This is a genomic window from Bacillus sp. SRB_331 (genome assembly GCF_003264175.1).
GTDB lineage: Bacteria > Bacillota > Bacilli > Bacillales > Bacillaceae_G > Bacillus_A > Bacillus_A mycoides.
The window spans coordinates 295,062-308,399 of the sequence record NZ_NADV01000007.1 but is presented as its reverse complement, the minus strand read 5'-3'; the positions used below and the strand labels follow the sequence as shown (position 1 = coordinate 308,399).

Here is a 13,338-nt window from a genome sequence, read left to right as displayed (position 1 = left end):
AATAGAATGGAACGCAATATTTCCTTTGCCTTCCATTCTACTTATTATTCTTATCCCCTTACACTATCTCTCATTTTCTCAAGTGCTTGTCGATATACCCATCTCACTTGATAGTACGTCATCCCCATTTCAGAAGCTATCTCTCCCATATTTTTCCCTGTAAAAAATCGCTCTGAAATGATATGCTTCTCCCTCTCATCTAACACACTCATAAAATCCTTCGCCCTCGTTCCAGCATCTTCACACTCAAATCGTTCCTCATACTCGTCCGTGCATACATAGCGCTCTTGCACTACGCATTCTTTCTTCAACCTTTCCAATATATAACCACGTACCGTTACAACCGCATAAGCAGGAAAACTCCCTTTTTCCTCCTCATACCTTTCATAAGCATGCCAAAGACCAATTAAACCACATTGATAATACTCTTCATAATCTTGGTAAATATTTAACCTCTTTATTTGATTTACAATCATACCTTCATACAAAACAACCGTATCTGCAAAAGTCGCTGGCTTCACACAGTGCCCGTTTCTAAAAGGTATACCTCTTCAGTATTCCGCGGTACCTCTACAATATAAAATGAGAAAGGAAATTTCATTGTGGGTAATTTCAAATACTGATGGGGGTATTTGAAATAGGGGTAAAAATAAAAAAGGTGACTCTAGGAAGAGCCACCTTTTCAAAATAACATATTACTTACCAAAGCCAGAGAACATACCGCCTAACATACTAAATCCAATTGTAAGGATAAAGAATATAGAAATTAAAATTATTGCCTGTTTTTTACTTAAACCGGCAACGATATGCAAGCCTAAACCAGTTAAGATCAAGCTCCAAATGTTAAACACTTCAAACGCAGAACCAATACCATAAGCAATCGTTCCCTGATCAAATAAAGGCGCTAAACTTGTATATTTATCAGTACCAGTTCCACCAAGAATAAAACCTAGCACTGCATTTAGAATACCACCAAGATAATAAACAATATTTGCATATAAGTAAATAGATAATATCTTCATATACGGTGTATCATTACTCATGAACATCATAATAACCTTATAAAATCCAGCTACAATAAACAAACCAACAATTGTTCCAAGGAAACCAAAAATCGCTCCCCCTCCAAGAGTAAACCCTTTAACCATACCTGCTGAATCGCCCTTAAGCTCTTTTGCCAACTCCGGAGTATTAACTAACGCTAAATAAGCCACTACCGCTGCCGTGATTGTCCCAAGTATAGCAAACAGGAAAAATGCCCCCCAAACCGGACTTTTCGTTTTCATTCTCTCAAACTGCACACCTGGAGATGTAATCATTCCAAATAATGATGGCTTTTTCGAACCTACATCTTGCGTATTAATATTCGCTTCCATTATAACGCCTCCCTCTATTTATATAACCCGTTCTAACGGGCGGTTCACATCCTCATGTAGAGGCTACGAACCGCCCACTAGAACGGTAACTTGTAGTAGAGAACTTCTCTACTACACTAATAATCTACTCATAACGAAGTGCTTCGATTGGATCTAATTTCGCAGCTTTGTTTGCTGGAATTAATCCGAAAATAATACCGAGTGTCATAGAGAACAATACGCCTCCAACGACAACTTCCCATGAAACGAGCGGTGGCCATTTCGCAAATGTGGAAACAATATATGCCCCGCCATATCCAAGACCAATTCCGATCAAACCACCTAGAAGCGTTAACATAACCGCTTCAATTAAAAATTGTAATAAAATTTTACTACGCGTTGCCCCAAGCGCTTTGCGTACTCCAATTTCGCGCGTACGCTCTGTTACAGATACGAGCATGATGTTCATTACACCGATACCACCAACGACTAATGAAATACCAGCTATACCACCGATGATCATCGTCATGATATTAGTAACTTTAGAAACATTTTCTTGGAACTCTTTTAAATTCACCAGTTCATATTTACCTGGAATTTCACTTGGCTTACGACTATTTAATACATCAACAGCTTGTTTCCCTGCTGATTCTAAATTGTCTACATTTTTAGATTGAATTGCTATACTTTGAATCTCATCTGTTCCGTATAAAATAGGCCATAAAGTAAGGGGAATTAACGCTTCTTCCATTTCAAATCCCATAAACTCATTGTCAGATGTATACACACCAATAATTTGCATTGGCTGCCCCTTCATCTCAATAATTTGTCCAACTGGGTTTACGTCCTTAAATAACGTCTCTTCTGTTTTTGTACTAATCATCACAACGTTATTTGCATGAGAAATATCGGATTCATTTAAAGTACGTCCCTTTACGACCTTTACTTTATTAACCGCAAAATATTCATTATCAAGACCAATAACATTTAGATTTGCTTTTTTATCATTTACATCAAGTACCTCTGAATTCTGGTTTGTCGTAATAACGTGTGAAACATCTTTCACTTGTTTTACTTCCAAAATATCCTCTTCAGTTAACTTCGGTATTTGAAATCCACCTATAGCAAACTCATCATTAATATCTGGTTTAAATTGAATTGGCATAAGGTTATTACCACCAGAACCTGCGAATTTCGACTTCAGCATCGCTTCCCCGCCTTGCCCAATCGCAACGACAGTAATAATAGAACCAACACCAATAATAATACCGAGCATCGTAAGAGCTGAACGCAGTTTATGAGCTAAAATAGAAGATAGGGCAATTTTTATACTATCTAGTAAACTCATACTGCACACCTTCTATCTTCTGTAATTTTCCCATCTCGCAGTACAATGCGGCGGGAAGAATACGCTGCTACCTCTTCTTCATGCGTAACCATAACAATCGTCGTACCTTCTGCATTTAGCTTCGTGAAAATATCCATAACTTGTGCACCAGACTTCGTATCAAGCGCACCTGTCGGCTCATCGGCCATAATGAACGTTGGATTATTTGCAATCGATCTTGCGATAGCTACACGTTGCTTCTGTCCACCTGATAATTCACTAGGTAAATGGTCTACTCTATCTGATAATCCAACTTTTCCAAGCGCTTCAAGAGCTCTTTGACGACGCTCTGCTTTCTTCACTCCACCGTAGATGAGCGGAAGTTCAACGTTTTCCACTGCGGAAAGACGCGGCAGCAAATTAAAGTGCTGGAACACAAAGCCGATATATTCATTACGAATTAAAGCTAGTTTTGACTCGTCTGCTGTTAAGATATTCACATCATTCAACATATATTCACCTTCTGTTGGACGATCTAAACAACCGATAATATTCATAAGCGTTGATTTACCAGAACCAGACGGTCCCATAATAGAAACGAACTCACCGCTTTGAATTGTTAAACTAATACCATGTAAAATCGGCACCGCAAGTTTCCCTTGATAATACGTCTTAGCAATATTATTTAACGTAATCATTTCTCTTTCACTTCCATTCCGTCATACACGTCGTCGGAAGGATTTTTAACCACCTTTTGCCCCACTGTTGCGCCTTCAACAATCTCTGTCCAGTCTCCATCAGTAGAACCTTTTTTCACATTTTGTTTACGAAGCTTTCCTTTCTCTTCAATATAAACAAATGCATCTTCGCCTTTTTCTGCAATGCTCTTACTTGGAACAGCAATCATTGTCTTATTCTCTAAATTTACTTGCAGAGAAACGTGATAACCTGGAGATAAACCATCTTGGCTATCAAGACTTGCTTTATATGTATATTGAGACATATTTTGAGTTCCCTCACCAGCAGCTTGAGCCATCTCTGCACTCGTTGGGAATTCACTTACTTCCGTAATTTTACCTGTCCACTTTTTCTTATTATTTGCTTTCGCAGTTACAGTGAACGTTTGATTTTTTTGAATTTGTGACTTTTGAAGCTCTGTTAAAGTCCCTTGAACTTGGAACGGGTCTTTAGAAGCAACTTGTAAAAATGCTTTCCCTTGACCACCTAACGCTTGAGATGAACTTTGTGCCGCATCTTTGTCTAACTTTTGTACAACACCAGTGAAATTACTATAAATCGTAAGTTCTTTCTGTTTTTTACTTAACTCTTCTTTTTGTAACTTCCCTTTTTCTTTCTCAAGGTCAGTTGTTTTCTGAGCCATTTCTAACTCACTTACTTGCTCTTCCATTGGGTCTGTTACTTCTTTCCCAGCCCCACTATCTTTTACCTTCTTAATTTCTTTCTTCAATGAATCAATCTTCTTTTTCCCTTGATCGTAACGCATATCAGCCATCTTCTGATCAAGATCAGCTTGCTTCATTTGAAGATTAATTTCTTCATTATCATAAGAGAATAGTTTCGTTCCTTTTTCTACCTCTTGTCCTTCTTTCACTGCAATATCTTTCACTTTTCCTTTAGTCGGATCCGCATAGAAACTTTCAATATTTCCTGGCTTCACTTGACCAGAAATTAACTTCGTATTATTAAGCTTTCGCTCTGTCACTTTCTCAAAACTTACAGCATCTGTCTTCGCCGTACCTTTCTTCTTACCTTGCATAACAAAAATATTAACTGCTGCTACAATAACAATTAGTGCAATAACTCCGATGATAATCCATTTCTTCTTCTTGTTTGGAGTACGAACCGTATTTGGTAACATATTCTCTCTCCTTTTATATCTTAATAGTTTAATAGATATTTAATTGTATAAAACTTTCGGAAAATTGCATCCCCACTTACATTGTTACACTCATTTTACAAAGTTTTACACAATCATTTATATTGTAACAAAAATACCAATGATTAGAAATATGACATTCTATCTTTTAAGATAGTTTTAAGGAAAGGTTTCCTTATATAAAAAAAGCGATCCAAAATAATGATTGGATCGCTTTTCTGAATAAACTATTACGCCACTTTAGGACCTTTTCTTTCATGCCCACGTTGCACGATAAATAAGAATACTGTTGATAAAATACCGCCTGCTAATAGTAAGATGAAGCAGCCATCCCAACCAGAACGATCAACAATAACACCAATTGCTGCGTTTGCTACAAGACTTCCGCCTACATAACCGAACAGACCACACATACCAACTGTTGTACCTACTGCAAATTTCGGTACTAATTCCATCGCACTTAAACCGATTAAAAACTGTGGTACGTAAATTAAACAACCGATAATAGAAACTGCAATACTTACAACAAGTACGCTAGATGCTTGCCAATATACAACCGTACCAACAACAACTCCGGCCATACTCATAATACATAATGGCATACGTTTTCCTTTAAATAACTTATCACTTAAAAGACCAACGATTAATGAACTTGGAATTGCCATACCTTCAAAAATCGCGTATGCAGCATGCGCTTCTGCTTTTGAAAAACCTTTAACTGTCGTTAAATAAAGCGGAACCCAGTTAATAACACCGAAACGAATTAAGTAAACAAATGCATTTGCAATACATAAATACCAAACGAACTTATTTGTCACTACATATTTCATTAAAATTTCTTTTGGTGACATCTTATTAGCATTATCTGCTTTTTCAAGATTTTCATAGTCATTACGATACTCATCAATTGGAGGAAGACCTTCAGATTCTGGTGTATCCTTCGCATTAATCCAAACAAGAACTGCAATTACCATTGCGATAATCGCTGGGAAAATAAATACCCCGCCCTGCCAATGATTTTCACCGAAAATACCTACACCAATTCCGACAAGGGGCGGCACTAGCATTCCACCAACGTTATGTGAAATATTCCAAATACCTGTTTTCGTACCACGTTCTTTCTTCGAGAACCATTTCGTCATAACGATACTACAAGGTGGTGCTCCCATACCTTGTACAATACCATTTAAGACAAGTAATGTAACAATCATCCCAAATGAAGATGCAAAACCGAAACAAATATTTACAAGCCCCGATAAGAATAATCCGACTGCGATAAAGCGCTGGGCGAAAGCTTTATCGGATAAATTCCCCATAAAGAACTTACTAAATCCATAAACAATTGCCATTACTGAACCTAGCAATCCAATTTCCGCTGTACTAAAACCATATTCTTGTACTAAATACGTACTTGATAACGTAAAGTTACTACGCACTAAATAATAAGCAGCATACCCAACTGAAATTCCCATTAGCACACGAATACGTAATAATTTGTATACCCTGTCAATCATATCCGCCGGCAATCTCTCAATTGCAGGTGCTGGCTTAAGCCATTTAAACATATTCTTTCGTCTCCTTTTCTCACTGCTGAGAGAGACGCTGTCTATTCCATATCTCGATTATTCCACTATTTGATATATTTTTGTTCGTCCTTCTAACCGGCTGACCTTCTATCTCTTTCTGATTCTTCGCAAACATCGTTGGTACGCCAAACGAAACTTTTTCTAAAATGTGCCCCGCTTCTTCTGATAAACAATAATCAATAAATAAGTCCGCTATAAAACCACTCGGTGCACGCTTCAGTTTCGAAATCGCATTAACAGATAATCCTGTTTGCTCAGGTTCGTTACTTACAATAGGAAAGCCTTGTTTCTGAAGCATTCTCTGATCTCCCGCAAAATTGATGCCTATCATATATTCACCGCTCGCAACCAGTTCTGCGGGCATATAACCATTCACCGTTACTTCACCAACTTGCCTTGCAAGATTCTTAACATACTCTTTCGATTCTTCTTCACCTAAAGTATCAATAAGTGATTGAAACAAAGTATATGCTGTGCCGGAAACGTTTGGATCAGGCATTGCAATCTTACCCGTATATACCGGATCTAATAAATCTTGCCACCTTGATGGATATGGAAGACCGAGCGGCGCTATTTCTTCATTCCACCGCTCTTTATTAATCGCGATTGCCAGTTTCTCCACTTCATAACCGTACCAATAACCATCTTTATCTTTAACAGTCTTTGAAATACGGTTCGCATGCTGGGTCGTAACAGGAATAGAAAGGTTCTTTTGCTTCATCATTTGATGCGCATCTACTGTACCGCCAATAATAATATCCGCCTTCGGATTTCCAGCTTCCTCTTCTACTCTCCGAAGAAGTTCTTCTGTCGATAGACGAATAAATTCATATGTACACCCGCGTTGTTTACAAAATGACGAAAGCAAAGCTTCACCAACTTCCTCGCGGGCCGCTACATACGCAACGAGATGACGATCATCCAAAATAGGGAGACCACTTTTATTATATTTAATAGAGGTTGTATCTCGAGAGCAACTAGACATCGCTCCTCCGATTACTAGCAAAAAGAAGAAAAAGGCTATCTTTCTCATGACACACTCTCCTTTACAAGGAATTCTGCTAGGGAGCCCTTCATATACATGACATTCCCGTTATTATCACCGAGATATTGCACAACAAAGTACGATGGATACACAGAAATAGTTAGAATATCCTCCCGCTCATTCTTTACACGTTTGCCTGTTTTATAGGCAGTAATATAAGCAATCGGCTCATTCTGTGATTGTAATAATTTCTGAATTTCTCCGTAATCTGTAATTTGCTTTGCGTATCGAATAGAATCAAATATTTGCGTAAGATCTATAGTACGTATTACATCCCCTTGCCTCACTACAACTTCCTTTGCCTCCGCAAAGAAATTACTAATGCGCTCTGGTGTATAATACAGACTTAACAAATACGTTTGAAATGCTGAGATCATCGGATCCGTACCATTCTTTCCGTATACATTAGCCTCGTACTGGAACAAGTCACCTACTGCAAAAGTACGTTTATGTCCATTCAAGTACGTTACTTCTCCAGTAAATACTTGTTCTTGATTCCTCACTTCTCTCGGTTCTATTCGAATTCGGTCAAAGAATGAAACAATCGTATGCAAACGAACTTCATCCGTTACAACAATTTCTCCCCACTTCTCATGCCTTACTTTCACTTCAGTAGGAAGGGATTCATTCACTCTTTGTAAAACGGCTTGTTTGTCATCCACAATTGTAATTCGATTATATATTTGCTTCTCAATAACATAAAACAAAATAAGAGAAACGATCATACAAAAGACAAACATAAGAATTTGAAATGATAGCCTTTTCATTTCTGCCTACCTCCAAGATAAAAAAACGTTGTTTCGAAAATACCGCATAATTGTTTCATAAATGTATCATTTAACCGCTTTCAAGTTTTTTATGTCTTCCATCCGTCTCGGAAGTAAAAATGTAATGCATATTGTAGTCCCCATCTCTTCACTACTCTCAATTCGCATACTTCCGCCTTGCTTCTTCATAATCTCCTGACAAATGTATAAGCCATAGCCATTCCCGTAACTTGAAGGAAGCACCTTACCTTCCGGAGACTCATTCCATTCTGCAAGCACACCTTCATCCATACCAATACCATCATCATGAACAAAAACTTTCGCTTCCTGCTCATTTATAATTACATTCATACGAACTTGCGTAGCATCACTATATTTAATCGCATTATCAAGCACATTCAAGAAAATTTGCTTCGTCTTATCAAAATCCGCAACGACGTGTACTTCTGTTAACTCATTCATAACTTCAATTTCAAACTGCTGCAACCTAAGTTTCACAATCGAAACCGCTTCTTCTGCCAATTCTTTAATATTCACGACTGTAGGTGACACTTCAAACGTACTCTTCCCGTACTTTGAAGACTTAAGTAATTCCTCTACAAGTGATAATAGACGCTCACTTTCTACAGACACATAACGGAGGCTCTCCTGCACATCCTCCTTCGACTGCAACTTCGGAATTAAATCTACATAACCGATAATCGCTGTTAACGGTGTTTTCAACTCATGCGTAATTCGATCTAAGAAATCTTTCTGTTTCTCTTTCTCTTCCTTCAACTGTTTAATATGTAGTTCAATTCCATCAGCCATCGCATTAAAGGACGCCGAAAGCTGCGCAATTTCCACATACTCATTTAGCTCAATCTTACTTTCATAATCTCCATTCGCAAGCCGATGTGCCATTTGCCTTAATTGATCAATTGGTTTATGAAGAGACTTCGCCAAACGAATCGCAAAGAAAATACCGGCAGCCACTAAACAAAGAGACGTCATTAAAAACGTCCAACTCACATTTGTTAAAACTTCCTTCTCATCCGTTAGCTCATTTATGAAACGAATGCTCCCAATGACATCGTTTCCATAATAAACCGGACTTGAAAACAAAAGAATTGGAGCTGGTTCTCCCTCCTCGAAAACATAAGATTTCTTTCCCTTCAAAGAACTCTCAATGTCGATATTTCGATGAAGTAATGCTCCCTTTTGTGTATCTGCCACAACATCTCCATTCTTCCCAATCATCTGCACACGAACATCCATTCGCTTTGCTAAATAAGAAGCAATTAAAAGCGAATTCGGACCTAGCGTCTCGACTTCCGCTTCCTTCTCTAAATAATTCATCGTATAAATTTGTGCTTCCACACTTAATTTCTCTAAGGAATCTGCCGCATTATGATACACATTCTTCTCCAGTGCAATATACACAACTGCATACAAAAGAACAAGAATTGGAATCAGCAATCCAACTATTCCAAACACCATATTTCGTTTTAAAGACATATCATCACCTTTTAGCAATCAAGCTTATATCCAACACCATAAATCGTCTTAATATACTCCCCACTCTTCCCGAGTTTCTTACGAAGTCTTTGCACCATAATATCAACCGCTCTCGTATTTCCGATATACTCAAAGCCCCATACTTTCTCAAGTAACTCATCTCTCATAAACACACGCTGAGGATTCGAAACAAACAACTGACATAAATTAAACTCTCGATACGTTAACTGAATTTCTTGCCCACTCACATGTACCTTTCTTTCCTTTGGACAAATTACCAATTCTCCTGCTCGAATCACCCCATGATTAGAAGACACTTCCTCCTTCTTTACACGACGACTCATATTTTTCACACGAAGAATAAGCTCCGCATAATTAAAAGGCTTCGTCACGTAATCGTCTGCACCAAGCTGCAGACCAAGCAATTTATCATTCATCTGACTCTTCGCTGTCAGCATAAGGACCGGAATATCACGATCCTTCTCTCGGAATAAACGTAATAACTCATACCCATCCGTATCAGGAAGCATCACATCTAAAATGAGTACATCTGGCTGCTCATTCCATTTCTCTAAAGCTTCTCTCCCGTCAGCTGCCGTCAATACTTCATATCCTTCCATCTCTAACTGCATCCGAATCAAATTACGAATACTCGATTCATCATCAACTACAAGTATTTTCATCATTCTCCTCCTTCCATCCTGTATTATAGTACAGTTTAGTATAGCAAAAATCATACAAAAAAAGAGAGGGTATTGTCGAACATATGTTGAACGACGATCCCCTCTCTTTTTTATTTTTACTTACTTCTCATAACCATGAGGTTTCTTCTGATGCCAATTCCACGCATGCTCAATAATTGTCTTCACATTTACATGCTCAGGATTCCACCCTAACTTCTCTTTCGCCTTTTGAGAAGAAGCTACTAAACGTGCTGGATCTCCTGCTCGTCTTGGTGCAATCTCTGCTGGAATTTCATGATTCGTAACTTCACGAACTGCATCAACGATTTCTTTCACACTGAAGCCATTACCATTCCCTAAGTTATAGAAATCACTTTCCCCGCCATTTTGTAGATCCTTAAGTCCAAGGAAGTGTGCTCCTACTAAATCATCAACATGAATATAATCACGGATACAAGTACCATCTGGTGTATTATAATCATCACCAAACATCATAATCTTCTCACGTTGACCTAATGCAACTTGTAAAACAAGAGGTATTAAGTGTGTCTCAGGGCGATGATCCTCACCAATAATGCCACTTGGAGTTGCACCAGCTACATTAAAGTATCTGAAAATTTTATACTTTAAATTAGAAGCTTGGCTATACCAATGAAGCATCTTTTCGATCGCTAACTTCGTCTCTCCATACGTATTCGTTGGATTTGTTACCGTCTCTTCAGTAATAAGATCAACATCTACCTCACCATAAGTAGCCGCAGTAGAAGAGAAGATAAACTTATCTATTTTGAACTCATCCATTACTTCTAGCAAGCAAAGTGCACCATACACATTATTATTATAATATTGAAGAGGTTTCTCCATACTAACGCCAACTAAAGAATCAGCTGCAAAATGCATAACCGCCTCAATATTTTCTTGTTTAAAAACATCTCTTAGAAAACCTTTATCACGAAGGTCCCCTTTATAAAACTTTGCACCCTCTGTAATCGCATCTTCATGCCCAGTTTGTAAATTATCAACTACTACTACAGATAGGCCTTCATCTATTAATTTTTTTACAGCGTGAGAACCGATGTAACCAGCTCCGCCACATACTAAAATTGAACTCATGTTCTTCCTCCTGCTCATATGTTAGAGTCTTATAGTTACTTCCCTATTATAAAAGGTATACGATTCAACGTATACCCTTTGGCACTTGGGAAACCGAACTCCTCTTGTAAGTACGGTAAAATCTCCTTCGTAGTTGCATTTGGCCATGCTTCCCAATGGTCAATATATGCATAACCATTTTACTTCGCAAATTGCTTTAATGCTTCAATTGCTTTCGGATAATTTTTCGCACCATACACTGGGTTTGATGGTTGGATCATAATCGTATTGCCTTTTGCACTACTAGAAAGTTCTCCAACAAATTTTTGTGCATTAGCGACAGAATTTCCATTACCCGTTTTATTATTGTCTGTAATGAACGGTGCTTCAAATAAAATAACATCTGGATTTTCTTTCGCAATATCTTGAGCACGTTTATTCGCAATTAGTTCCTCAGTACTTTCATTCTTATATTCCTTAACCGTCACATTCCATAAACCTTTTCCATAATTGGCATCTAAATTAGATACAAACTTAGACACCCAAGTATCCTTCGCAGGTGAAGAAGCTTCATCACCAACAATAACAATGTTTACTGTCTTCTTATAAGCTGCAGCTTTCTTTAATTTCTCTTTTACTGCATCTGGTAAATTCTTTGCATATGCTTCGTTAAAAGATGCCTTTGCATCTTGCTTTTCTTCTTCCCTTTTCGTCTTCGTATTCTCTACTTTAGTCTTTGTCTTTGTCATTTTCACTTCATTTGTTTGTACTGTTGCATTAACAACCTTCTTATTCCAGTGTATCTTACCACTTACAATAGCAGCTACAAACAATACGAACATAACAAGGACCGTTATTGCTTTCTTACTCATCGATTCACCTTGTCTAATAATCTTACATTATATAATACTAATATAAAGACATAAAAAACAAACCCAACTCTTTCCAAAAGAGTCGGGTTTATTCGTATTATTACTTATTTTAACTCTAGATGCGTTCTTAATTTATTCGTTAAATCTTGTTTCGCTGCTTCTGGAACATAGTAATACCAAATACCATCAGATGCTTTATGACCATCACCTGGGATTTGAATATCCTCACTATTTTGTAAGCAATCTTTATAATTCTTTTGCATATCAAACATTTGATCTTGCGTTAAGTTTGTTTTCACATTCTTTTGAATCGCTGTTAACACATCACCATAACTTGTAAGTGATGTGAAACTTGCACCCTTTTTAATAACAGCTTGCATCACTTGACGTTGACGCATTTGACGACCGAAGTCACCACGTGGATCTTCTTTACGCATACGAGTGAATGCTAAAGCTTGATCACCTGTTAAATGAATATTTCCCTTTTGGAAGTGCTTTCCTTCAAGAGAGAATTCCAAGTCATTATTTACATCAACACCGCCCACAGCATCAACAATGTCCTTAAATCCTTCCATATTCACTTCTATATAATAGTTAATAGGAATATTTAATAATTTTTCTACTGTCGCAACAGACATATCTACTCCACCGAATGCATAAGCATGGTTAATTTTATCACTTTTTCCTTTTCCAACAATTTCTGTATATGTATCACGAGGGATACTTACTGTCTTCATAGAATTGTTCTTCGGATTTAACGTAATAACCATTAAAGAATCTGAACGACCTTTATCTTCACCACGTTCATCCGCGCCTAATAATAAGATTGAAACAGGCTCAGATTTATTAATTTTCTCTTCTTGTTTATTATTTTGATCACGTTTTAAAGGTTTATGAACTGTATCTAATGTTTTTGAAACTGAGGAATATATATTATAAGCGTAAACTCCTCCACCTATAATCAGTACTCCTATGATTCCTAATATCCAAAATAAAATTTTCTTTTTCATTATCTTACCCTTCTTTCTTAGATTTCCAAAGGAATAAAGTGCCAATTAAATTATACATGGAATTAGCTCTCTTCATCAAATGAAGCTATGTTTCATATCTAACATCTAACTTATATATTTCCTCATATAACCTCTTATCTATACACTAGATAAAACGGAGAATTCCTTTTATTAATACAAAGAAAGCCCAATTGCACAAATAACAAT

The 13,338-nt window shown here is 37.3% G+C and carries 12 protein-coding genes and 1 pseudogene; all 13 read right to left on the bottom strand.

From position 1 onward, the window contains the following. Positions 1 to 50: 50 nt before the first annotated feature. Positions 51 to 521 (bottom strand): sigma-70 family RNA polymerase sigma factor, encoded by a 471-nt coding sequence (locus B5P42_RS05145; protein ID WP_002089676.1) that lies wholly within the window; start codon positions 519 to 521, stop codon positions 51 to 53. A 174-nt stretch (positions 522 to 695) separates the two neighbouring features. Beyond that, positions 696 to 1,376: a YknW family membrane protein gene (yknW, locus tag B5P42_RS05140; RefSeq protein WP_003192860.1), complete on the bottom strand. Its 681-nt coding sequence runs from the start codon at positions 1,374 to 1,376 to the stop codon at positions 696 to 698. 124 nt (positions 1,377 to 1,500) lie between these two features. Next, positions 1,501 to 2,703, bottom strand: a complete 1,203-nt coding sequence (locus B5P42_RS05135; protein ID WP_113733764.1) for an ABC transporter permease — start codon at positions 2,701 to 2,703, stop codon at positions 1,501 to 1,503. After that, entirely contained in the window at positions 2,700 to 3,380 is a 681-nt protein-coding gene (locus B5P42_RS05130) for an ABC transporter ATP-binding protein (RefSeq protein ID WP_002089682.1), read from the bottom strand. The genes B5P42_RS05135 and B5P42_RS05130 overlap by 4 nt, the downstream gene beginning before the upstream one ends. Continuing rightward, on the bottom strand, positions 3,377 to 4,561 hold the full coding sequence (locus B5P42_RS05125; protein WP_113733763.1) for an efflux RND transporter periplasmic adaptor subunit: 1,185 nt from the start codon (positions 4,559 to 4,561) through the stop codon (positions 3,377 to 3,379). Before B5P42_RS05125 ends, B5P42_RS05130 begins: the two co-directional genes overlap by 4 nt. Before the next feature lie 248 nt (positions 4,562 to 4,809). After that, positions 4,810 to 6,144 carry an MFS transporter gene (pgtP, locus tag B5P42_RS05120; RefSeq protein ID WP_002184617.1) on the bottom strand — a complete coding sequence of 445 codons (1,335 nt, stop codon included), beginning with the start codon at positions 6,142 to 6,144 and terminating at the stop codon, positions 4,810 to 4,812. Between the two features lie 19 nt (positions 6,145 to 6,163). Further along, positions 6,164 to 7,198, bottom strand: a complete 1,035-nt coding sequence (locus B5P42_RS05115) for an ABC transporter substrate-binding protein (protein ID WP_002184616.1) — start codon at positions 7,196 to 7,198, stop codon at positions 6,164 to 6,166. Continuing rightward, positions 7,195 to 7,977, bottom strand: a complete 783-nt coding sequence (locus tag B5P42_RS05110; protein WP_016127655.1) for a DUF3919 family protein — start codon at positions 7,975 to 7,977, stop codon at positions 7,195 to 7,197. Before B5P42_RS05110 ends, B5P42_RS05115 begins: the two co-directional genes overlap by 4 nt. Before the next feature lie 66 nt (positions 7,978 to 8,043). Then, positions 8,044 to 9,474, bottom strand: coding sequence for a HAMP domain-containing sensor histidine kinase (locus tag B5P42_RS05105; protein WP_113733886.1), 1,431 nt, complete (start codon positions 9,472 to 9,474; stop codon positions 8,044 to 8,046). A gap of 11 nt (positions 9,475 to 9,485) precedes the next feature. Beyond that, positions 9,486 to 10,157 (bottom strand): response regulator transcription factor, encoded by a 672-nt coding sequence (locus B5P42_RS05100; RefSeq protein ID WP_078213850.1) that lies wholly within the window; start codon positions 10,155 to 10,157, stop codon positions 9,486 to 9,488. A gap of 120 nt (positions 10,158 to 10,277) precedes the next feature. After that, positions 10,278 to 11,270, bottom strand: coding sequence for a UDP-glucose 4-epimerase GalE (gene galE / locus B5P42_RS05095; RefSeq protein WP_078213851.1), 993 nt, complete (start codon positions 11,268 to 11,270; stop codon positions 10,278 to 10,280). A 35-nt stretch (positions 11,271 to 11,305) separates the two neighbouring features. After that, positions 11,306 to 12,121, bottom strand: a pseudogene (locus B5P42_RS05090) (SGNH/GDSL hydrolase family protein). A gap of 104 nt (positions 12,122 to 12,225) precedes the next feature. Beyond that, entirely contained in the window at positions 12,226 to 13,131 is a 906-nt protein-coding gene (tagU, locus tag B5P42_RS05085) for a polyisoprenyl-teichoic acid--peptidoglycan teichoic acid transferase TagU (protein WP_078213852.1), read from the bottom strand. Between the last annotated feature and the right edge of the window lie 207 nt (positions 13,132 to 13,338).

Bases quoted from the DNA above. Each gene is read 5' to 3' on its own strand.
- tagU (WP_078213852.1), bottom strand. From the start codon at position 13,131: ATGAAAAAGAAAATTTTATTTTGGATATTAGGAATCATAGGAGTACTG.
- galE (WP_078213851.1), bottom strand. From the start codon at position 11,270: ATGAGTTCAATTTTAGTATGTGGCGGAGCTGGTTACATCGGTTCTCAC.
- B5P42_RS05110 (WP_016127655.1), bottom strand. From the start codon at position 7,977: ATGAAAAGGCTATCATTTCAAATTCTTATGTTTGTCTTTTGTATGATC.
- yknW (WP_003192860.1), bottom strand. From the start codon at position 1,376: ATGGAAGCGAATATTAATACGCAAGATGTAGGTTCGAAAAAGCCATCA.
- B5P42_RS05105 (WP_113733886.1), bottom strand. From the start codon at position 9,474: ATGTCTTTAAAACGAAATATGGTGTTTGGAATAGTTGGATTGCTGATT.
- B5P42_RS05130 (WP_002089682.1), bottom strand. From the start codon at position 3,380: ATGATTACGTTAAATAATATTGCTAAGACGTATTATCAAGGGAAACTT.
- B5P42_RS05115 (WP_002184616.1), bottom strand. From the start codon at position 7,198: ATGAGAAAGATAGCCTTTTTCTTCTTTTTGCTAGTAATCGGAGGAGCG.
- B5P42_RS05135 (WP_113733764.1), bottom strand. From the start codon at position 2,703: ATGAGTTTACTAGATAGTATAAAAATTGCCCTATCTTCTATTTTAGCT.
- pgtP (WP_002184617.1), bottom strand. From the start codon at position 6,144: ATGTTTAAATGGCTTAAGCCAGCACCTGCAATTGAGAGATTGCCGGCG.
- B5P42_RS05125 (WP_113733763.1), bottom strand. From the start codon at position 4,561: ATGTTACCAAATACGGTTCGTACTCCAAACAAGAAGAAGAAATGGATT.
- B5P42_RS05100 (WP_078213850.1), bottom strand. From the start codon at position 10,157: ATGAAAATACTTGTAGTTGATGATGAATCGAGTATTCGTAATTTGATT.